Annotated in this window: 15 protein-coding genes; 3 read left to right on the forward strand and 12 right to left on the reverse strand. The window is 74.2% G+C overall.

Annotation, left to right across the window (positions count from 1 at the left end; translation table 11 throughout):
* Positions 1-3: 3 nt before the first annotated feature.
* From murD to mraZ, 8 genes are all read right to left on the reverse strand, one after another.
* Positions 4-1,569: a UDP-N-acetylmuramoyl-L-alanine--D-glutamate ligase gene (murD, locus tag ACRYR2_RS10425; protein ID WP_432562790.1), complete on the reverse strand. Its 1,566-nt coding sequence runs from the start codon at positions 1,567-1,569 to the stop codon at positions 4-6.
* Positions 1,566-2,657, reverse strand: coding sequence for a phospho-N-acetylmuramoyl-pentapeptide-transferase (gene mraY / locus ACRYR2_RS10430; protein ID WP_432562791.1), 1,092 nt, complete (start codon positions 2,655-2,657; stop codon positions 1,566-1,568). The genes murD and mraY overlap by 4 nt, the downstream gene beginning before the upstream one ends.
* Positions 2,654-4,063, reverse strand: coding sequence for a UDP-N-acetylmuramoyl-tripeptide--D-alanyl-D-alanine ligase (locus ACRYR2_RS10435; protein WP_432562792.1), 1,410 nt, complete (start codon positions 4,061-4,063; stop codon positions 2,654-2,656). The genes mraY and ACRYR2_RS10435 overlap by 4 nt, the downstream gene beginning before the upstream one ends.
* Positions 4,060-5,592 carry a UDP-N-acetylmuramoyl-L-alanyl-D-glutamate--2,6-diaminopimelate ligase gene (locus ACRYR2_RS10440; RefSeq protein ID WP_432562866.1) on the reverse strand — a complete coding sequence of 511 codons (1,533 nt, stop codon included), beginning with the start codon at positions 5,590-5,592 and terminating at the stop codon, positions 4,060-4,062. The genes ACRYR2_RS10435 and ACRYR2_RS10440 overlap by 4 nt, the downstream gene beginning before the upstream one ends.
* A 115-nt stretch (positions 5,593-5,707) precedes the next feature.
* Positions 5,708-7,591, reverse strand: coding sequence for a peptidoglycan D,D-transpeptidase FtsI family protein (locus tag ACRYR2_RS10445; protein ID WP_432562793.1), 1,884 nt, complete (start codon positions 7,589-7,591; stop codon positions 5,708-5,710).
* A 50-nt stretch (positions 7,592-7,641) separates the two neighbouring features.
* The gene (locus ACRYR2_RS10450; protein ID WP_432562794.1) at positions 7,642-8,073 is read right to left on the reverse strand and encodes a hypothetical protein; all 432 of its coding nucleotides are present in this window, start codon (positions 8,071-8,073) and stop codon (positions 7,642-7,644) included.
* Positions 8,073-9,164, reverse strand: coding sequence for a 16S rRNA (cytosine(1402)-N(4))-methyltransferase RsmH (gene rsmH / locus ACRYR2_RS10455; protein ID WP_432562867.1), 1,092 nt, complete (start codon positions 9,162-9,164; stop codon positions 8,073-8,075). Before rsmH ends, ACRYR2_RS10450 begins: the two co-directional genes overlap by 1 nt.
* A 290-nt stretch (positions 9,165-9,454) precedes the next feature.
* Positions 9,455-9,886 carry a division/cell wall cluster transcriptional repressor MraZ gene (mraZ, locus tag ACRYR2_RS10460; RefSeq protein WP_432562795.1) on the reverse strand — a complete coding sequence of 144 codons (432 nt, stop codon included), beginning with the start codon at positions 9,884-9,886 and terminating at the stop codon, positions 9,455-9,457.
* Positions 9,887-10,445: 559 nt separating this feature from the next.
* Between mraZ and ACRYR2_RS10465 the strand changes: the two genes are divergently transcribed.
* Genes ACRYR2_RS10465 through ACRYR2_RS10475 form a run of 3 tightly spaced genes read left to right on the forward strand, consistent with a single transcriptional unit; the run spans position 10,446 to position 15,045 of the window.
* Positions 10,446-11,414, forward strand: a complete 969-nt coding sequence (locus ACRYR2_RS10465) for an AAA family ATPase (protein ID WP_432562868.1) — start codon at positions 10,446-10,448, stop codon at positions 11,412-11,414.
* Positions 11,411-12,733, forward strand: coding sequence for a DUF58 domain-containing protein (locus ACRYR2_RS10470; RefSeq protein ID WP_432562796.1), 1,323 nt, complete (start codon positions 11,411-11,413; stop codon positions 12,731-12,733). The genes ACRYR2_RS10465 and ACRYR2_RS10470 overlap by 4 nt, the downstream gene beginning before the upstream one ends.
* Positions 12,730-15,045, forward strand: coding sequence for a transglutaminase family protein (locus ACRYR2_RS10475; protein WP_432562797.1), 2,316 nt, complete (start codon positions 12,730-12,732; stop codon positions 15,043-15,045). The genes ACRYR2_RS10470 and ACRYR2_RS10475 overlap by 4 nt, the downstream gene beginning before the upstream one ends.
* Before the next feature lie 182 nt (positions 15,046-15,227).
* Here ACRYR2_RS10475 and ACRYR2_RS10480 read toward each other — a convergent pair whose 3' ends face one another.
* The 4 genes from ACRYR2_RS10480 to ACRYR2_RS10495 form a co-directional block, all read right to left on the reverse strand.
* Entirely contained in the window at positions 15,228-15,623 is a 396-nt protein-coding gene (locus ACRYR2_RS10480) for a DUF3040 domain-containing protein (protein WP_432562798.1), read from the reverse strand.
* Between the two features lie 171 nt (positions 15,624-15,794).
* Entirely contained in the window at positions 15,795-17,072 is a 1,278-nt protein-coding gene (gene dinB, locus ACRYR2_RS10485; protein ID WP_432562799.1) for a DNA polymerase IV, read from the reverse strand.
* Between the two features lie 30 nt (positions 17,073-17,102).
* Positions 17,103-17,846: a methyltransferase domain-containing protein gene (locus ACRYR2_RS10490; RefSeq protein WP_432562800.1), complete on the reverse strand. Its 744-nt coding sequence runs from the start codon at positions 17,844-17,846 to the stop codon at positions 17,103-17,105.
* A gap of 94 nt (positions 17,847-17,940) precedes the next feature.
* A complete protein-coding gene (locus ACRYR2_RS10495; protein WP_432562801.1) occupies positions 17,941-21,942 on the reverse strand; it encodes a DNA polymerase III subunit alpha in 4,002 nt (1,333 codons plus the stop codon).
* Positions 21,943-21,952: the final 10 nt, after the last annotated feature.

Consider the following 21,952-nt stretch of genomic DNA (forward strand, 5'->3'; position numbering starts at 1 on the left):
ACCTCAGGCTCCCGGCGCGAACCGTCGGGTCACGGCCGCCGCGAACTCGTCGCCGCGGTGCCCGTAGGAGCGGAACTGGTCCCACGACGCGCAGGCGGGGGCGAGCAGCACGGCGTCGCCCGGGCGCGCCAGCTCGGCCGCCCGGGTCACGACAGCGTCCATGAGTCCGCTCACGGAACCATCCTGCGGGAGGTCCACCTCCACCACGGGGACATCCGCTGCGTGTCGCCGCAACGCGTCCGCGACCAGGCCGCGGTCCCGGCCGATGAGGACCGCGGCGCGCAACCGGCCCGCGTGCGCGCTCACCAGCTCGTCGAAGGAGGCGCCCTTGGCGTCCCCGCCGGCGATCCACACGACGTTCCCGAACGTCGCCAGCGAGGCGTTCGCGGCGTGCGCGTTGGTGGCCTTGGAGTCGTCGACGAAGCGCACCCCGCCGGTGCGGGCCGGTTCCAGGACGGTCGCGACCCGGTGCGGGGCGGGGGTGAAACCGCGCACGCCGTTGCGGACGGCGACCTGCGGGATCCCGTGCGCGCGGGCCAGCGCCGCGGCCGCCAGGACGTTCTCCACCGTGTGCGGCGGGACGGGGTCGTCGGTGCCCTCGGGCCGCAGGTCGGCCAGCGAGCACAGCTCCGCCGCGTGGGACTGGCGCTGCTCGACGAACGCGCGGTCGCACAGGACGTCCTCGACCAGGCCCAGCATCGACAGCCCCGGGGCGGCGCGGGTGAACCCCACGGCGCGGGCGCCCTCGACGACGTCGGCCTCGCGGACGAGGTCCTCGGTGCGCGGATCGCCGACGTTGTAGACGCAGGCGATCTCGGTGTTCTGGTAGATCCGGCCCTTGGCCAGCGCGTACGCCTCGAGCGAGCCGTGCCAGTCCAGGTGGTCCGGGGCGATGTTCAGCACCGCGGCCGCGCGCGGCCGCAGCGAGTTCTCCAGGTCCGTGGACAGCCAGTGCAGCTGGTAGCTGGACAGTTCCACGGCCAGGACCTCGAAGGCGTGCGGGTGCCGCAGCGCCTCCACCAGCGGGGTGCCGACGTTGCCGGCGCTGGTGGCGCGCAACCCGGCCGCGCGCAGCATCGAGGCGACCATCTCCACGACGGTCGTCTTGCCGTTGGTGCCGGTCAGGGTCAGCCACGGGGCGGCGCCGGTCTCGGGCCGCATCCGCCACGCCAGTTCCACGTCGCCCCACACTGGGACGCCCGCCAGGGCGGCGCCCACGAGCAGGTCGGCGTCGGGGTGCCAGCCGGGCGAGGTGACGACGAGGTCGAAACCGTCCCACGGCCGCGGCGGGGCGGTGACGTGCTCGGGACCGAGCAGCACCGTGGCGCCCAGGACCTCCAGCAGCTGCGCCTTCTCGCGCTGGGACTCCCCCGTCGCGGCGTCCACGACGGTGACCTCCGCCCCGACCTCCAGCAGGGCGTCGGCCGCGGCGAAGCCGGACACGCCGATGCCGGTGACCAGCGTGCGCAGGCCCGACCAGCGCGAGGTGAGGTGGCGCAGTTCCCGGACGCGGTCGGTGTCGTCGGCGCGCGGGTTGGGGTTGCCCAGCCAGGACTCGAACACGGTCACGCGCCCGTCACCCACTCCGCGTAGAACACACCCAGGCCCAGGCAGACGAACAACCCGGCGATGATCCAGAACCGGATGACGATGGTGACCTCGCCCCAGCCGGCGAGTTCGAAGTGGTGCTGCAGCGGCGCCATCCGGAAGATGCGCCTGCCCGTCAGCTTGAACGAGCCGACCTGCAGGATCACCGACAGCGTGATGATGACGAACAGGCCGCCCAGCACGACGAGCAGGATCTGGGTGCGCGACAGGATCGCCAGCCCGGCCAGCGCACCGCCCAGGGCCAGCGACCCGGTGTCGCCCATGAAGATCTTCGCGGGGCTGGCGTTCCACCACAGGAACCCGAAGCAGGCGCCCATGACCGCGGCCGCGACGACCGCCAGGTCGCGCGGGTCGCGCACCTCGTAGCAGCGTGCCTCGAACTCGTCGAGGGTGAAGCAGCTCTGGTTGGACTGGAACGTGCAGATGAGGACGTAGGCCGCCAGCACCAGCGTCGTCGCGCCGGTCGCCAGGCCGTCCAGGCCGTCGGTGAGGTTCACCCCGTTGCTGACCGCGGAGGTGATGAGCAGCACCCAGACGACGAACAGGACCGTCCCGCCGACCGCGCCGACGAACGCGAGGTCGAGCGGGGTGTCGCGCAGGATCGAGATGTGCGTCGAGGCCGGGGTCGCCCCGTCCTTGTCCGCGGCGGGGAACTGCAGGGCCAGCACGCCGAAGGCGATGCCGACCAGGCCCTGACCGGCCAGCTTCGCCTTGGCCGTCAGGCCCAGGCTGCGCTGCTTGGAGATCTTCAGGAAGTCGTCGAGGAACCCGACGACCCCCAGCCCCGTCATGAGCAGCAGCACGAGCAGACCGGACGCCGTGGGGGGCGCGCCGGTGAACAGGTGCGCCGCGGCGTAGGCCAGCAGCGCGGCCAGGATGATGACGACCCCGCCCATGGTGGGCGTTCCGCGCTTGGTGTGGTGCGTGGTCGGGCCGTCGTCGCGGACGAACTGCCCGTACCCGCGGCGCACCAGCCAGCGGATGTACAGCGGCGTCCCGAAGAGGGAGACGACGAGCGAGAACACTCCCGCGATGAGGACGGTCCTCACTTCTGCGACCCCTCCGAACTGATCAGGGTTTCGGCGAGCCGGCCCAGGCCCGCCCCGTTGGACGACTTCACCAGGACCACGTCACCGGGACGCAACCTGGCTCGCAGGAACTCCAGGGCCGCGTCGACGTCGTCGGCGAACGCCGCCTCCTCGCCCCAGGACCCCTCCATGACGGCGCCGGTGTAGATGGGCCGGGCACCGGCGCCCACGACGAGGAGCTGGTCGACGTCGAGGCGCACCACGGTGCGGCCCAGCACGTCGTGCTCGTCGCGGGAGGCGGGCCCGAGTTCGAGCATCTCCCCCAGCACGGCCCAGCTGCGCCGCTCGCCGGCCATCCCGACGAGGGCCTTCAGCGCGGCGCGCATCGAGTCCGGGTTGGCGTTGTAGGCGTCGTGCACGACCGTCACGCCGTCGGCCCGCTCGACGACCTGCATCCGGCCGGGGCTGGTGGTCCCGGCCTGCGACAGCCGCTGCGCGACCTCCTCCAGCGGGTTCCCGGTGCCCAGCGCGACGGCGGCCGCGGCCAGGGCGTTGGTGACCTGGTGCTCGCCGTGCAGCCGCAGCCGCACCGGCGCGCTCGCCCCGTCGTGGGCCAGGGTGAACCCGGGGCGGGCGTGCGCGTCGAGGACGACGTCGAGCGCGCGGACGTCGGCGTGCGGGCTGCGGCCGAAGGTCAGGACGCGGGCGCGGGTGCGCGAGGCCATCGCCGCGACGCGGTCGTCGTCGGCGTTGAGCACGGCCAGCCCGGTGGCCGGCAGCGCCTCGACGAGCTCGCCCTTGGCCTGCGCGGTCGCCTCCAGCGAGCCGAACTCCCCCGCGTGCGCGGCGCCGACGACGAGTTCGACCCCGACGTCGGGCTGGGCGATGGCGCACAGCCGGGCGATGTGCCCGATCCCGCGGGCGCCCATCTCCACGACGAGCGAGCGGGTGCCGGCCTCGGCGCGCAGCACGGTCAGCGGCGCGCCGATCTCGTTGTTGAAGCTGCCCTGCGGAGCCACGACGGGACCGGGCAGCACGCCGGCGAGCAGGTCCTTGGTCGTCGTCTTGCCCTGCGAGCCGGTGACGCCCACGACGAGGGGCCCCTGCCCGGTCGCCCGCAACCGCTGCAGCACACCGTTCGCGAGCCGCCCCAGCGCCGCGACGCCGTCCTCGACGAGCACCAGCGCGGCACCCTCGGGCAGGTCGACCTCGCGTTCGGCCAGGACGACGGTCGCGCCGGAGCGCACCGCCGCCGCGGCGTAGTCGGCGCCGTCGACCCGTTCCCCGGGCAGCGCCACGAACAGCGCTCCCGGTGCGGCGGAACGGGAGTCGATGACGACCGGCCCCTGGGCCGTCGTCGACGCGGCGCCGTGGGCGACCCGGCCACCGGCCAGGTCGGCCACCTCGGCCGCGGTCAGCGCGATCACTGCGTACCTCCCGTCGCGGCGCTCGCCGCGTGTCCAGCCCACTGCTCGAGTTCCTCGGCGCCGACCAGCCGGTCGTCGAACGGGGTCACGACCCCGGCGGTCTCCTGGCCGGTCTCGTGCCCCTTGCCGGCCAGCAGCACCGTGTCCGCCGGCCCGTCGCACGCGGCCAGCGCCGTCCTGATCGCCTCGCGGCGGTCGGCGACCTCCAGCACCCGCGCACCGCCCCGCGCGCCGGCCAGCACCGCGGCGCGGATCGCGGCCGGGTCCTCCGAACGCGGGTTGTCGTCGGTGACGACGACGACGTCGGCGGCGGCGGCCACGGCCGCACCCATCAGCGGGCGCTTGCCCCGGTCCCGGTCGCCGCCTGCGCCCAGGACGGCGACGAGCCGGCCCGGCGTGGTGCCGCGCAGCGTGTGCAGGACCCGCTCGAGGGCGTCGGGTGTGTGCGCGTAGTCGACGACCACGAGCGGGGCCTGGTCGGGGTCGTGGTCGCGGACGACGGGCTGCATGCGCCCGGGAACGCCCTGGGCGGCGGCCAGCCCGGCCACGACCGTCCGCGCGGGGACCTGCAGGCTCAGGGCGGCCACGGCGGCCAGCGCGGCGTTGGCGACGTTGAAGTCCCCCGGCAGCGGGCAGGTCAGGTCCAGCTCGTGGCCGGGACCCGACAGGTGGAAGGTGCTGCGGGCGCGGTCGGTGCGCACCGCCGACACGCGCCAGTCCCCCGCCGGGCCCACGGTGCTCACCGGGACCGTGGCCCGTTCGGCCAGGCGCGCACCCCAGCGGTCCGGGTCGGCCGGGTCGACCCAGACGACACCGCGGCGGGAGTGCGCGGGGGTGAACAGCTGCGCCTTGGCGGCGAAGTACTCCTCCATCGACCCGTGGAAGTCCAGGTGGTCCTGGGACAGGTTGGTGAAGGCGGCGACGTCGACGACGAGGCCGTCGACGCGGTGCTGGGCCAGGGCGTGGGAGGACACCTCCAGGGCGCAGCCACGCACCCCGGCGGCGACCATGCGGGCCAGCAGGGCGTGCAGGTCGGGTGCCTCGGGGGTGGTGCGGACGCTGCTGACGCGCTCGCCGGCGATGCGGGTCTCCACGGTGCCGAGCAGCCCGGTGGTCCACCCGGCCGCGCGCAGCAGCGACTCCACGAGGTAGGCCGTGGTCGTCTTGCCGTTGGTGCCCGTCACCCCGACGGTGGTCAGCGCCTCACCGGGGCGGCCGAAGATCCGGGCGGCCAGGTCGCCGAGCACGGCGCGGGGGTGGTCGACGACGAGGACGGGCAGTCCGGTGGCGGCGGCCTCGGCCTGGCCGGCGGGGTCGGTGAGCACGGCCACGGCCCCGGCCGCGGCGGCCTGGGCGGCGAAGCGCGCGCCGTGGACGTTGGCCCCGGGCAGCGCGGCGTACAGGTCCCCGGCACCGACGCGGCGGGAGTCGAGGGTCACACCGCGGACGGCGACGTTCCCGACCCCGGGGACACCGGTGCCGAGGGCCGTCGCGAGGTCGGCGAGAGTCAGCGGCTCGCCGTCGGTCATCGGCACGGTGGGAGGTTACCCGCCCGCACGATGCCTTCCGCACCGGTGACGGTGCGTGTCGAGGTCCCGGCGCCGGGAACCGTCGCGGGGATCGTCGCGGGGATCGTCGCGGGGATCACCGTCCCGTCGCTTCTCCGTCGGCCGGGCTGGTGATCTCGGCTTCGGTGTACGAGCGCCCCTCCCACGTCAACGGCAGGTGCGCGGGCGGCTGGCTCGAGGGGGCCACGCCGCGCTGGGTGAGCGCGTACGTCATGACGTCCTTGAACACCGGGCCGGCGGCCGAGCCGCCGTAGTAGTTCGTCTTCGGGTCCTGCAGGATGACCGCGACGACGAGTTCGGGCTCGTCGGCGGGGGCCAGCCCGATGAACGAGGCGGTGTAGCCGGAGTAGCGGCCCAGTTCCTCGTCGTAGCGCTGCGCCGTTCCCGTCTTGCCCGCGACGAGGTACCCGGGGATCTCCGCCGCGGCGGCCGTCCCCTCCTCGCTGACGACGGCCTGCATCATGTCCCGCAACGTCTTCGCCGTCTCGGCGCTGACCACGCGGGTGGATTCCCCCGGCGGGCTCGCGGTGCGGTTGCCGTCCGGGTCGGAGGTGCCGGAGACGAGCGTGGGTTCGACGCGGACACCGTCGTTGGCGATGGTCGCGAACACCGAGGCGGCCTGCACGGCGTTGACGGACAAACCCTGCCCGAACATCACGGTGAACCGCTGGGTGCCGGAGTAGTCCTCGGGTTCGGCCACGATCCCGCCGGTCTCCCCGGGGAACTCCAGGGTGGTCCTGCTGCCGAAGCCGAAGGCGCGCTGGTAGTCGTAGAGGGTCTGGGCGTCCAGTTCCTCCCCGGCCATGATGGTGCCGGTGTTGCTGGACTGGGCCAGCACACCGGAGAGGGTGAGCTTCTCGTCCTCGTGCTCGTGGGAGTCGTTGAACGTCTTGTCCGAGCGCTTCAGCTGGTCGGGCACGACGAAGGGGCTGTCGGGCGAGAACACGCCCTCCTCCAGCACGGCGGCCAGGGTCACGACCTTGGCCGTCGAACCCGGCTCGAAGGCCTCCGTGAGCGCGGTGTTCTGCAACTGGGCGTTGGTCATGCCCGAGAGGTTGGCCGGGTCGATGCTCGGGGCGCTGGCCAGGGCGAGCAGCCGCTGCTGGGTGTCCATGACCACGACGGTTCCCGAGCGGGCGCCGGTCTCGGCGACCTTGGCGGCGATCGCCGTCTGCGCCTTCCACTGCAGGTCCGAGTCGATCGTCAGGTGCAGCGTGGTGCCGTCGGCGGGATCGACGGTCTCGCTCTCGCCCAGCGGGATCTCCTGGCCGCCGAGGCTGCGCTCGTAGCTCATCCAGCCGTTGCGGCCGCGCAGCACGCTGTTCTCGGCCAGTTCCAGCCCGGACAGCGGCTTGTCGACGACGTTGCCGTCCTCGTCCTCCTCGGCCGTGCCCAGGATGCCGACCAGCGTGGAGGAGGCCGCGCCCGTGGGGTAGATGCGCTGGGTCTGGCGCACGGCGGTGATGCCGCTGATGCGCAGGTCCGCGACCTGCTGCCACAGCTCGGGGGTGATCCCGACGGCCACGACGGCGTACCGGTTGGTCCCGGTCAGCTTGGTGGTCAGCGTGGCCTCGTCGACGCCGAGGACCGGGGACAGCAGTGCCGCCGCACCGGCCGGTCCCTGCCCGCGGTCCTCCTTGTACTTCGAGCCGTCGGCCAGGGTGTTGAAGGAGGAGATGATCGAGGGGTCGGCGATGACGTCGCGTCGCTCCACCGAGGTGGCCAGCACGACGCCCTGGTCGTCGAGGATGTCCCCGCGCCGCGCGTACAGGGTCGTCTTCGACGTCCGCTGCTCCAGCGCGTCCTCGGCGAGCTGGGAGGCGTCGGCGCCCTGCAGCTGGACGAGCCGGCCGCCGAGGACCGTCAGCCCGCCGAGGACCCCCAGGGTGTAGACCCGCATGCGCATGTCCGGGCGGGGACGCCCCTCGTCGGGGGTGCTGCTGCGGCGCGGTCGGGACACGCGGGAACCTCTCGGACCTCGGTGGGGCGGCGTGGGGGTCGGGTGGTCCGTCAGTCGCTCACGGCGTCGTCCCCGGTGGCCGTCGGGGTCGGGGCGGGGGTCGCCTCGCCGACGGCACCGGATCCGGTGAGGTGGACGGCGTCGGGCGCCGGGACCATGCCGAGCTCGGTCGCGCGCTGGGCCAGCTGACCCGGCGAGGACTGGCGGGCCAGCGACTCCGCGGCGGCCTGCTGCTGGTCGGACAGCCGCTGGGACTGGACCTTCAGGTCGGTGATGCGGTAGGCGTCGCCGGCGATGGCGATGTTGGTCATGAGCAGGCCGAACAACCCCAGGCTGAGCAGGAGCACGCAGGCCACCGGCAGCGGCAGCCGCAACCGCCGGGCCACCGGCGGAGCGACGACCTGCAGCTCGGGCCGGGCGTCCTCGCGCGCCTTGAGCTGGCGGACCGGAGCGTTCCGGGCCGCGATCAGGGGCTGGCTCATCACGGCGTCCTTCCGTCGGTCGTGCCGTCGTCCGGCGCGAGGGGGGTTTCGGTCTGCTGCTGGGTCGGTGCGGGGGGTGGTGTCCGGGAGTTCCGGGGACCGGATCGGGCCTGGCCGCTGGAACTGCTCCGATCTTCTTCGGGCAGCCGGCGCACCGCGCGGAGGCGCGCCGAGGCCGCCCGTGGATTCTCCGCCAGTTCGGTCTCGTCGGCCTGTTCCCCGCCGCGCGTGAGCAGTTCGCCGCGCGGTCCGGAACCCGCCGGGACGAACGGCAGGTCCGGTGGCGCGGAACTGCTGGACAACTGCCGCAGCACGGTCTTCGCGATGCGGTCCTCGAGCGAGTGGAACGTCAGGACGGCGAGGCGGCCGTTCGGCGCGAGCCGTTCGAAGGCGGTCGGGAGGGTTCTCTCGACGACGCCGAGTTCGTCGTTCACCGCGATGCGCAGGGCCTGGAACGTGCGCTTGGCGGGGTTTCCGCCGGTGCGCCGGGTGGCGGCAGGAACGTTGGCGCGCACCAGGTCCACCAGCCGGGCCGAGGTCGTGAAGGGTTCGCGCTCACGTTCGCGGACGACGGCCGAGGCGATCCGCGGGGCGAACCGCTCCTCGCCGTACACCCGCAGGACGCGCGTCAGCTCGCCGTGCGACCAGGTGTTCAGGACGTCGGCCGCGGTCAGGGCCGCGCCGGGGTCCATGCGCATGTCCAGGGCGGTGTCGCGGGCGTAGGAGAAACCCCGCTCGTCGTCGTCGAGCTGCAGCGAGGAGACGCCGAGGTCGAGGAACACCGCGTCGACCGTCTCCAGCCCCAGGTCGTCCAGGGCGTCGGCGAAGCGGTCGGAGACGGTGTGCACGAACGTCGTCCGGTCGGCGAACTCGTGCAGCCGTTGCGCGGCCAGTTCCAGGGCCTGCGGGTCGCGGTCCATGCCGACCAGCCGCAGGCCGGGGTGCCGGCGCAGCAGTTCGGCCGCGTGCCCGCCCATGCCGAGGGTGAGGTCGACGCTCACCGCGCCGGGGTGCTGCAGGGCCGGGCTCAGCACCTGGGTGCAGCGCTCGAGCATGACCGAGGCGTGCCGGGCGGCGGCGCCGGCGGCCAGTTCCTCCGGGGTCCGCCGCGGACCGGCGAGCTCTCCGAGGCGCTCGGGGTCGGCGACGGACGGACGCTCGTCGTCCACCACGACCACCTCCGCCACCCGCCTTCTCGAGCTGCTCACCGCACGTGCCCGCCTCGCCTGCTCACCGCTGTCCACCGGCCGTCGAGCGCGGTCCCCATCCGCTCGTGCCCGTCGGCCCTGCCACCGGGGAAGTGGCGTCAGGACCATCGGGACCGGGCGGCTGGAGGCCGCGTCCGACGGCTCGGCCCTCGAGTCTCGACTCGAGGCGGGAGTCACAGGATCCCCGGCAGGACCTCCTCGCTGCGCTCGGCGAACGACGACTCCGCGTCGGCCAGGTAGCTCTCCCAGGTCGGCAGGTCCCACAGCTCGACACGACTGCCGGCACCGATGACGGCGACGTCGCGGTCGAGCGCCGCGTACTGCCGCAGCAACGGCGGAACGGTGATCCGGCCCTGCTTGTCCGGCACCTCGCTCGAGGCACCCGACAGGAAGACGCGCTGGTAGTCGCGCGCCTCCTTGTTGGTGAGCGGCGCCCGCCGCAGCTCCTCGTGCATCTGCTGGAACTCCTGCATGGGGAAGAGGTAGAGGCAGCGGTCCTGCCCCCTCGTGATCACCAGTCCGTCGAGCAGCTGGTCCCGGAACCGCGCCGGGAGGATCAGCCGCCCCTTGTCGTCCAGCCGGGGTGTGTGGGTGCCCAGGAACACCACGCACCCCCACCGGACGGGTCGTCGAACCTGTGTCCAGGCCCGTGTCAGTGCCGTCTGTCCGGCCCCCTGTGGACCAGACTCCTCCACGGTACTCCACTTTCCTCCACCGTCAACGCCGTTCCACCCAGAGTGACGACGTGATCGCGGTGTCGATGCAGGTCAGGACGGTGGAGCGTGGTGGGGGCCTGCCGAAGCCCCCCGCTCGGTCACCGTCCGCAACGGGCCGCCCCAGAGCCCCGGACCCCTTGTTCCGGTACCGGGACCGGTCGGCGGCGCCGGCCGTGGAGGGAAGTGGGGGGCGCGGGGACGTCCCGGGGGCCTCGCGGAGGTGCCGCAGGGGGGCGGGTACGTCGGTGAACGGGCGCAGGAGGACCACCGTGGGGCAGAGTGGAGCCGTCCGGCGCCGTCGCCCGGACCGCGGGGCGCTCGGGCCGCGCGGGCCGGCACGCGGTGCCGGCTCCGGACGTTCGCACCCGCACACGTCCACCGAACGAGACGAGGCCACGTGACCACGACGAGCGCACTCCCCGGCAGCCACGCCGCCGAACCTTCGTCCCTGGACCCGGCCGAGCTGCCCGCCGCGCTCGAACGACTGCGCAGCACCGCCGACGACCTCGCCGCGGCCGTCGACCGCGTCATCCAGGGCAAGGACGACACCGTGCGCCTGGCGCTGACGGTCCTGTTCGCCGGGGGCCACCTGCTGGTCGAGGACGTGCCCGGGGTCGGCAAGACCATGCTCGCCAAGTCGCTGGCCCGCGCGATCGACGGCACGGTGCGGCGCATCCAGTTCACCCCGGACCTGCTGCCCAGCGACGTCACCGGGTCCAGCATCTGGAACCAGGAACGGGCCGCCTTCGAGTTCCGTCCCGGCGCGGTCTTCGCCAACGTGGTCATCGGCGACGAGATCAACCGGGCCTCCCCCAAGACCCAGTCGGCGCTGCTGGAGTGCATGGAGGAGGGGCAGGTCACCGTCGACGGGACCACCTGGCGACTGGACCGGCCCTTCATCGTCTTCGCCACCCAGAACCCGGTCGAGATGGACGGCACCTACCCGCTGCCGGAAGCGCAGCGCGACCGCTTCACGGCCCGCATCTCGATGGGCTACCCCTCGGCCGAGGCCGAGCTGACGATGCTCAGCGAGCACGGCGCCACCACCCCGCTGGAGGACGTCGAGCCCGTCGTGGACGTCGCGGAGGTGCGCCGGCTGTCGCAGGCGGTGCGGGAGGTGCACGCCGCCGAGGCGCTCAAGCAGTACGTGGTGGACCTGGTGCGCCGCACGCGCACGCACCCCGACCTGCGGCTGGGCGCCTCCCCCCGGGCCGCGCTGCACCTGCTGCGGGCGGCGCGCTCCCGAGCCGCCCTGGAGGGCCGCGACCACGTGCTGCCCGACGACGTGCAGGCCCTGGCCGTGCACGTCGTGGCGCACCGGCTGCTGCTGACCGCCGACGCGCTGCTCGCCGGCCGCGACGGAGCCGACGTGGTGACCGACGTCCTGCGCACGACCGCACTGCCCTCACCGCGGTGAACACCCGCCCGGTCCGGGTGCGGCCGACCGCGCGCGGCTGGTCCTTCGCCGTCGCCGGTCTCGCCGTGCTGGTCGGGGCGCCACTGCTGGGTCAGCGGGACATCCTGCGCATCGGGGTCCTGCTGCTGGCGCTCGTCGCCGTCGCCGTGTGGTCGACCGTGCGCAGCGTCCGGACCCTCGACCTGGTGTCGAGGTCGAAGGGCGAGCTCGTGGAGGCGGGCGTGGCCAGCACCGTCCGCCTCGGCGTCGTGGGCCGGTCCCGGCCCGGCGTGCGACTGGTCGTCGAGGACCAGTCGCCGTTGGCCCTGGGGGGCACCGCGCGCCTCGGCGTTCCGCGGCTGCGGGAAGGCGAAACCCTCGACCTGCAGTACACGGTGAGGTCGGAGGTCCGGGGGTCGTACCAGCTCGGGCCCGCCACCGTCGTCGCTGCCGACGTGTTCGGGCTGGTCCGCGCCAGCCGGGGGGTCGGCGACAGCGTCACGCTCGACGTCCTGCCCCGCGTCCACCAGCTGGGCGACCTGACCCTGGGTGAGCTGGGCGGCGCCCGAGGAGCCTCCGCCAGCGCCTCGGCGGCCGCGGCGCCCGACGACGTCTCGATCCGCGAGTACCGGGTCGGCGACGACCTGCGCCGGGTGCACTGGCGCTCCACCGCCCGCCGCGGGACCGTCATGGTCCGCTCCGACGAGCACCCCGGCCGGCCCGACGTGGTGCTGCTGCTCGACACCCGCTCCACCGCGCACGCCGGCCACGGCGCGGCGTCCTCCCTGGAGTGGGCGATCAGCGCGGCGGCCTCGGCGGCGGTGCACCTGCACCGGCGGGGGCACCGGGTGCGCCTGCTGCACGACGGGGCCTACGACCCGCCGCGGGAACTGGACGAGACCTCGGCCGTGCGCGGCCTGCTGCGCTCGCTGGCCCGGTTGCGTCCGGGAGGAGCGGACGGGCTGGCCCGCTCGGTGGCGAGTCTGGGCCGGGCCGAGTCGACGCTGCTCGTCGCGGTCCTGGGCGCGGTCGACGAGGACGACGTGGCTCCCCTGCTGTCCGCCCGGCCACTGGGGGTGCCCGCCCTGGCCGTCCTGCTGCGGACCCGGGCCTGGTCCTCCTCCCCTTCCTCGTCCCCGGCTCCCGGTGAGTCCGAAGCGGGCCTGGAGCGGGCGCACCTGGTCCTGGCACGGGCCGGCTGGCGGACCTCACAGGCCGGGCCGGCCGACACCGTGCCCGACGTCTGGGCACACCTGACCCGGGTCGGGGCCCGGGGAAGTTACCGTGCAGCCTCACCCACCCCCCGTTCCACCCCGTCAGCCGAGGAGGTCGGCCCGTGACCCGCAGCGCCCGGACGGCTCTGTGGGCGGCCGCGGCCAGTGCGGCCGCCGTCGCCTCGTTGCGCCCGCTCGTCGTCTCCCCCGGCTGGCTGGTCGGCGCGCTCGGCATGGTCTGCGCCGTCGCCGGCGCGGGGTTGCTGGTGCGCGGGCTGTTCCGGCGGCGGCGGCTGGCCGTGCTCGTGCAGGCCCTCGTCGGGTTCGCCGTGGTGCTGGTCCTGTTCGGCGGCAGCACGACCGTGCTCGGCGTCGTCCCCACCGGAGCCACCGTCGACCGGCTCGTCCAGCTGGCCACCGACGGGGTCCAGGTGGTGCAGCGCTACAGCGTGCCCGCGGTGGACCTGCGCGGGTTGCGGCTGCTGCTGGTCGCCGGGGCCGGTCTGGTGGCCTTCGCCGTCGACCTGTTCGCGGTGACGCTGCGCCGCCCGGCCCTGGCGGGGATTCCGCTGCTGGCGGTGATGGCCGTGCCGCTGGCGCTGGCCCCCGGCGGGTCGAGCGCGGTGGCCTTCGTGCTGGCGGGCATCCCGTTCCTGGTGCTGCTGGCCGGTGACCGGCGGGGCGGGTGGCTGCGCTCGGGCGCACGGGTCGGCGCCCCGGGGCGTGCGGCGACCGGCCGGTCGGTCGCGGGGGTGACCGCGAGCGCCACGGCGGCGGTGGCCCTGGTGGCGGCGGTGGCCGTCCCGGCGGCCGTGCCCGGGCTGGACGAGCGACCGCTGACGATCGACACCGGGCCGGGCGACACCATCGCGGTGATCAATCCGATCCTGAACCTCAAGGCCAGCCTGGGCGCCCGCTCGGACGCGACGATCATCACGTACACGACCGACGAGCCGGATCCGGCGCCGCTGCGGATCGTGACGGCCGACGTCTTCGACGGCGAGACGTGGGCGCCGAGCACGGGCGCCGACATCCCGCGCAGCCAGCGGGTGCAGGACGGCCTGGCCCCCGCTCCGGGGATGTCCGACGCGGTGCGCAACGCCTCCACCGTGCGCTCGACCGGCATCTCGATCCGTGGTCTGGACCAGACCTACCTGCCGCTGCCCTACCCGAGCGTGCGCGTCGACATCTCCGGTGAGTGGCTGTACGAGACCGACAGCCTCAACGTCGTCGGCGACGGTGAGACCACGCGGGGCCGGCAGTACACCGCGACGCACCTGGAGGTCACGCCCACCGAGGCCGAGCTGCGGTCGGCGCCGGAGCCCCCCGAGGACCTGTGGGAGCGCTACACCGCGCTGCCGGAGTCGCTGCCGGCGGTGGTGGGCGACACGGCGCGCGAGGTGACGGCCGGGGCGAGCGACGCCTACGAGCGGGCCGCGGCGCTGCAGCGCTACTTCCGGTCCACGGGCGGCTTCACGTACTCCACGACGGCTCCCAACGACGGCGGCGCGGATGCCGTGGCGACGTTCCTGGCGGAGAAGTCGGGCTTCTGCGTGCAGTTCGCCTCGGCGATGGCGGTGATGGCCCGATCGCTGGACATCCCGGCGCGGGTCGCGATCGGGTTCCTGCCCGGTGACGAGAGCTCGGACGGGCGCTGGCGGATCAGCGCCCAGGACGCTCACGCGTGGCCCGAGCTGTACTTCGAGGGGGTGGGCTGGACCCGGTTCGAGCCGACCCCGGCGACGCGGACCGGTCAGTCGCCGACGTGGACGACGCCGTTGACCCCGATCTCGACGGCGGCGCCGTCGACCTCGGCCTCGGCTGCGGCCGCCCCCACCGCGACGGCGCCGAGCGCGAGCGCCAGCACGTCGACGTCGACCACGAGCGCGGCGGCCGGTCAGGAGCAGCTCACCGGCTGGGACCGGGTCTGGGCGCTGCCCTGGGGCTGGATCCTCGGGGCGCTGCTGCTGGTGGTGGCGCTGTTGACGCCGTGGGTGTCGGCGACGCTGCTGTCGCGGCGCCGGTGGGCCCGCGTGCACGACACGGCCACCTCGGCGGAGGCGGCCTGGGCCGAGCTCGGCGACCGGGTGCACGACCTGGGTGTCTCGTGGCCGCCGTCGACCACCCCGCGCCAGCGGGCGGCGGGGTTGTCGGAGTTCACCGAGCCCGGCTCGCCGGCCGCCGCGGAGTTGCAGCGGATGCGTGCCGCGGTCGAGAGCACGCGTTTCGGTGCGGCCCCGGCCCGTTCGGGCGGGGTGCTCGTGGAGCAGCGGACGACCCGGCGGGTGGGGCAGCAGTCCGGGCGGCTGGTGCGCGCCCAGGCCGACGTCGTCGTGGAGGCCGTGGCGGCCGGCCGGCCGCGATGGCTGCGGTGGCGGGCGAGGCTGTTCCCGATGGCCGGGGTGCGGCGGGCGCTGGACTGGTGGGACCAGGACTAGGACTGGGAGCTTCCCGCCGTCCGCCTCGAACGTCCGCGGCGCGTGCACTCTCCGCCGTGTCGTGCGGGTGGTGCAGGGCGGTGGGCGCTTTCCGCCGGTAGGTCCGTGGACGTGGGAACGGGCGCCGTGGAGTTCCACGACGCCCGTTCGATCTCACCGCGTCCGGTGCGGTGAGGAGTTGATCACCATTGACCGCGTCTGCGGTCCCACCGTTGCTCGAGGCGTTCCATGAACGACCCGCTGCGCCGCGACTTCCCCGATCGCGGCGGGCGCGGCGCGCCCGCAGGAGGCTGCCCGCTCGCGGCGCCGTGTGCTCCCCGAGCCGGTGAGAAGGCCCAGATCGTGCCGGCGAGCATGACGATGAAACCGCCTGCTCCCAACCAGATCTGACTCGTGCTGGCCCCGATGATCAGGAGCACGAGACCCACCACGACGGCTGCGATGCCGATGAAGAGGCGCCGCTTGGCGGCGCGTCCGTGACGGGTGCCTTTCATGGCGTTGGCGAACTTGGGATCGTCCGCGGACAGCGCACGTTCCATCTGCTCGAGCAGACGCTGCTCATGTTCCGAGAGCGGCACCTGTACCTCCTGGCGTGCGCACGTTGTTGTCCAAGGATATGTCCCCGTAGCGTCGGACGAAACTCGACTTACCACATCGTCTCCCACCGGACGTCGTGCTGGGGTCCGGATGGCGTGTCTCGTCCTCCCGTCGGAGGAACGACGCAGCGTTGCGATCGGTTCCTCCGCAGGTCAGCGCCCTGCTCCGTCCGGAGAAGTCGGACCGGGGCCCGTTCCCCGGTGATCACCGCCGGTCAGGAGGGTGGCCGGTCTCACACTCCCGGCGCCGAACCGGGCACTGGCCCGGTCCACCGCTCCGTCGGCCTCGCGCCACCCGTGCGCCCGCTCCCCGAGGAGCAGTTGACGCGGTGCGGTCGCCGACTCGGCCAGGCCCTCCAGCCGGATGCCCACCAGCCGGAGCCGGGCCCGCTCCAGGGCCAGGGCGTCGAAGAGGTCACGGGCCGTGGCGTGGATCTCCCGGGTGACGTCGGTGCGTTCGCGCAGGGTGCGCGAACGGGTGATCGTCCTGAAGTCGGCGAACCGGACCTTGAGCACGACGGTGCGCCCGGCCATTCCCTGCGCCCGGGCGCGAGCGGCGGTGCGCTCGGCGAGGCGGAGCAGTTCGCGGTGCACGTAGCGGGGGTCGTCGACGTCGCGGGGGAACGTCTCCTCCGCCCCGATGCTGCGCTCAGGGGCCGTGGCCACCACCCGCCGGTCGTCGCGACCCCAGGCCAGGGCGTGCAGGTGCCGGCCCGTGGCCTCCCCCAGCCCGCGCACGAGCGTGGTCACCGGGGTGTGCGCGATGTCGGCGACGGTGCGCAACCCGAGCCGGCCGAGCGCCTCCTCGATGCGTTCTCCCACTCCCCACAGCGCGGACACCGGCAGTGCGTGCAGGAAGGCCACCGTCTGGGCGTGCGGCACCACGAGCAGCCCGTCGGGTTTGGCGCCGCCGGAGGCCAGCTTGGCGACGAACTTCGTCGAGGCCACCCCCACCGAGCAGGTGATGCCCTGCTCGTCGGCGATCCGGTCGCGCAGCACCGCCCCGATCGCGGCCGGGCTGCCGAGCCGGCGGACCGCGCCGGAGACGTCGAGGAAGGCCTCGTCCAGGCTGAGCGGCTCGACGACCGGGGTCACCGAGCGGAACACCTCCATGACCCCGGCCGAGATCCGGCTGTAGTCCTCGTGGTGCGGCAGCAGGACGGTGGCGCTCGGGCACAACCGACGGGCCCGGGCCATCGGCATGGCGGCGTGCACGCCGTAGCGACGGGCCTCGTAGGTGGCCGACAGGACCACCCCGCGGCTGCCCCCGCCGACGATGACCGGGGTGCCGACCAGGTCGGGTCGGCGCAGCAGCTCCACGGAGGCGTAGAAGGCGTCCATGTCGACGTGCAGCACCGTGCAGCCGGTGTCGTCGTCGTCCAGGCCCCAGCCGTCGGGGGCCTGCGGCCGGCGCAGCTGGCGGCGGCTCACCGCTGGTCCCCCCGTCCTCCGGGAGTGGGGTCAGCGGGTGGCGTGCAGGTGCAGGTGAGCGGCCAGGACGAGCAGTTCCTCCGTCGCCGAGGCCAGCGACTCCAGCTCGCGCAGCAGTGCGAGGTCGTCGTCGGACTCGGTGACGGTCGAGGGCACGAGGTCGCTGAACGTGCGGGTGCCTTCGACCGCGGTGACGGCGAACCCGGCCTCCTCGGCCAGCGCCGTCGCGCCCGCCCGGTCGAACCGGCGTCGCAGCGGGTCGTTCGGGCTCCACCGGCGGTCGTCGCCGGAGAGCACGTGCAGCGCCTGCCCGAGCTGACCGGCCAGGACGCGGGACAGCACGCTGGCCGGCCACTGGGCGACCAGCAGACTGAGCCGGCCGCCGGGACGCAGGGTGCCGTGCGCGGCGCGCAGGGCGGCGGCGGGGTCGTCGACGACCTCCAGGACGCCGTGGCACAGCAGCACGTCGACGCTGCCGGGGACCAGCAGGGTGGACAGCTCGGTCGCGTCGCCCTGGACCGACCGGACCCGCTCGGACAATCCGGCCTCGACGGTACGCCGTTCCAGGGCCGCGAGGGCGTCCGGTGAGGGATCGACGACGACGACGCGGTGGCCGAGCGCGGCCACGCGCACCGCGAGCCCGCCGGTGCCTCCGCCGAGGTCGACGACGGTGAGTTCGTCGGTTCCCAGCTGCGCGCTCGCCTCGGCGAGCAGGCGCTGGACCCCCTCCCAGAGGACCGTCGACGTGCGGGGACGGCCCCGTTCCTTCGCCACTCGTTCCTCCAGCCTCGTGCGGGTGGTCCTGCGGTCCCCCACCCTAGACACCCGGCCGCCGCGCGCCCGTCCGCCATCCCGATCACCGCTGCGCTCACCGTCCGGAACTGCCGGAGCTGGAGTGCCACAGCTTGCGGTCGGGTCGGGCGTCGGCCGGCTGCTCGGTGGGATTGCGGCCGATGGAGCGGGAGTTGCGGCTGTCCTCCCCCGCCGGACGCAGGTCGGCGTAGGGCGACTGACGGAAACCGCTGGCGTGCACCAGGACCCGGCGACGGCCCGTGCCGCCCGCGGCGGACCCGTGCTCCTGGAGGTGGGTGGGCGGGTTGGCCACGACCGGCCGCGAGGAACGGCTCGCTGCCGCCCCTGCAGTGGCGGCGCGGGAGTACCCGGGGTCGGGCGCAGCGGCGATGACCTCGTGCACCGCCCCGATCCCGCCGTCGGTCCAGGTGTCCCACAACGCCGGCAGTTCCCACGCACCGGTGGCCCGCAACGACACCCCGCGCGGGCCGGTGCGGCGCACCACCCCGCGCACGACGAGCAGCCAGGAGTGGAACACCGTCGCCGCGTACGGCCCCTGCGCGTCCTCGAAGAACGTCGCGTCGAGCGGACCGGTGGCGTCGTCGAGGGTGAGGAACACGACCCGGCGCCCGGAGCGGACCGGTGGGGTCTGGGTCGCGACCTTCACCCCGGCGACGAGGAGTTCGGCTCCGCTGCGCGCCGAGCGCAGGTCGCGGGCGGGGGTGACCCGCAGCGCTCGGAGCAGAGGGGCGTAGAAGTCGACGACGTGCGCGCTGGCGTCGAGACCGAGGACGTCGAGCTCGGCGCGGACCCGTTCGGAACCGGTCATCTCCGGCAGCCCGCTGAGCGTGACCTCCTCGGGCGCCTCGCCGAGGTCGAGGGCGAGTTGCACCGTGCGGGTGGAGTCGTCGACCGGGCAGGCGGCCTGCGACTGCGCCGCGGCGGCGGCGCGCACGTCGAGTGCGCCCTGGGCCGCCCGTGCGGCCTTGCGGGGTTTGGGTGCGCCGCCTGCCGCGCGGCTCCAGCGGTCGAGTTCGGCGACCTGCAGCAGCAGGTCCCGGCGGGTGGTCCTGCCCCTGCGGGGCACGGCGTCACCGGCCCGGCCGACCGGACGCATCCCGTGCAGGGAGTCCAGTGCGCCGGCCAGCACGAGTCGTTCGGCGACGGGCCGGGAGGGCCGGGCCCGCTGCCACAGGTCGGCCAGCGACCGGTACGGCTGTCCGGCGACGATGCGGGTCACCTCGGCCTCGGAGATGCCCTTGACGTCGGTGAGCGACAACCGGATGCCGAAGCCCCGGCCGTCGGCGACGCCGTCCCCGAGGCCGTCGGGGTTCCTCATCCCCTCCCCACCGAGCCAGGGGTCGAAAGTGGCCTCCTCCCCGGGGCCTCGCTCGGGAACGTCCAGGCGATCGACCCGTTCGACGCGGTAGGCGTCGCCGGAGGCGTTGACGTCCAGGCCCAGGACGGTGATGCCCAGGTTGCGGGCGTCGTCGAGGATCAGCCGCTTGGGGTACATGCCGGGATCGTGGGTGAGGACACCGGCCAGGAACGCGGCCGGGTGGTGGGCCTTCAGCCACGCCGACTGGTAGGTCGGCAGCGCGAACGCCGCGGCGTGCGCCTTGCAGAACCCGAACGAGGCGAACGCCGTGAGGACCTCCCAGATGCGGTCCACCGTCTCCTCCGGGTAGCCGTGCTCGAGGGCCCGGCGACGGAACTGCGGTTCCATCTCCTCCTGGCCGGCGCGGGTGCCGAGGTGGCGGCGGTACTCGTCGGCCAGGGCGAGGCCGTGCCCGGTGGTGGCCTGGATGAGCTCGATGACCTGCTCGTGGAAGACGACGACGCCGACGGTGGGTTCCAGGACGTGCCGCAACCGGTCGTCGAGGTACTCCGGCTGCGCCCAGCCCTGCCGGGCCTGGAGGAACGGCGTCACCATGTCCGACTTCACCGGCCCGGGGCGGAACAGCGAGATGTCGACGATGATGTCGTCGAAGGTCTGCGGGTCGAACTTGCCGACGAGTTCGCGTTGCCCCGGGGACTCGATCTGGAAGCAGCCGAGGGTCCGGGTGGACTGGATGAGCCGGTAGGTCGACGGGTCGTCCAGCGGGACCTGCTCGCGGTCGTCGATGTCCACCACCACGTCCTCGACGCGGGCGACCTCCTGCACCGCGTAGGCCATCGCGGACTGCATCCGGATGCCGAGGACGTCGAGCTTGAGCAAGCCCATGTCCTCGACGTCGTCCTTGTCGAACTGGCTCATCGGGAACCCCTTCCAGCTGGCCTCGACCGGGGTCCGGTCCAGGAGCCGGGGGTTGGACAGCACCACGCCGCAGGGGTGCAGGGCGATGTGTCGGGGCAGGCCGTCGAGCCGTTCGACGAGGTCGAAGAACGCGTCGAGACGCTCCTCGCCCAGACCGCTGCGCTGCAGTTCGGGCAGCTCGGCGACGGCGGTGCGCGCGTCGCGGGCGCGCAGGTGCGGGAACGCGGTGGCGATGGCGTCGATCTCCACCGGCGGCAGACCGAGGGCGGCGCCGGCGTCGCGGACGGCGTGCCGGACGCGGTAGCTGTCCATCATCGACACGCACGTCACCCGCTCCCCGCCGAACCGGTCGAGGATCGCCCCGTAGACGTCCTCGCGGCGGGCGGACTCGACGTCGAGGTCGATGTCGGGCAACTGCCCGCGCAGGGGGTTGAGGAAGCGCTCCATGAGGAGGCGGTGCTCGAGGGGTTCGACGTCGGAGATCCGCAGCAGGTGGTTCACCAGGCTGCCCGCCCCCGACCCCCGGGCGGCGATCCGCACGCCCAGGTCGCGCGTGAGGTCGCAGACGTCGGCGACGGTGAGGAAGTAGCTGGCGAACCCCACCTCGGAGATGATCGCGAGTTCCTCGTCCAGGCGGCGGCGCACCCTGGCCTCGTGCTTGAGGTCGGCCGCCGGGTAGCGGCGGGAGATCCCGGCCTCGCACCGGGCCCGCAGGATCCCGTTCTGGTCGGCGTCGCCGGTGAGTCCCAAGGCCGCCGGGTCGGGCAGGTGGTGCCCGCCGATGCCGAGGTCGGTCCCCGGGTCCTGGGTGGCCCGCTGCGCGAGGCAGTGGGTGGCGGCGAGGAGTTCGGCCGCAGCGGTCGGATCACCGACGGCACGGGCGACGTCGGCGGCGGTGCGGACCATGTCGACGGTGGGCAGCAGGTGTCCCTGACCGCTGACCCGGTCGGTGTGCCGGGTGCCCAGCGGCACCAGCCGGCGGACCGCGTCGAGCAGGTCGGCGGTCAGGGCGCCGTCGGGCCCGGCCGACCGGACGGCGGCGGTGAGCACGGCGGGAACTCCTGCGGCGCGGGCGAAGGAGAGCATCCGGGCGGCGTGCTCCACGCTGCCGGCCGTTCCGGGCGGGGCGTGGTGGCAGACGACCTCGACGTGCAGTGAACCGGTCGGCAGGACCTCGCGCCAGCGCCGCAGGACGGCGTGGGCGAGGTCGTCGCGACGGGCCAGCAGAGCGCGGCCGAGTTCCGAACCCGGCCCGAGCAGCACGGCCAGCGCCGGCCGGCCGTCGGCGCGGCCGGCGTGGGCGGCGACGAGCTCGAGGTTGCTGACCGGGTTTCCGCGTTGCCCACCCAGGTGGGTGGCGCTGACCAGTCGGCACAACGCGGCCCACCCGTTCCCGGCCCCGGCGTCGTCGGCGCCCAGCGCCAGGACGACGATCCTCGGCAACCTCGGGTCGACCACGGCACCACCGCGGGCAGGAGTTCGGGCGGTGGTGCGGCGCACGGCGACCGAGGGATCGGCCCACGGCGGGAGCCCGTCGGCCAGACCGGTCGGGGTGGTGGCGAGGTCGACGCCCAGGACGGGGTTCAGACCGGCCTCGCTGCAGGAGCGGACGAACTTCACCGCACCGTAGAGACCGTCGCGGTCGGTGAGGGCGAGGGTGGGCATGCCGAGCCCGGCGGCGCGGGCGACGAGGTCGGCCGGGGTGGAGGTGCCGTGGCGCAGTGAGTACCCGGAGGCCACGTGCAGGTGCGGAAAGGCCTCGCTGGTCGACGCGGCGATCGGTGCGGTGCCCTGCGCGGCGGTCAGTGCGGCGGTGGTCATGGGGACGTCC

The sequence above is a fragment of the Kineococcus deserti genome (assembly GCF_050871945.1).
Classification (GTDB): domain Bacteria; phylum Actinomycetota; class Actinomycetes; order Actinomycetales; family Kineococcaceae; genus Kineococcus.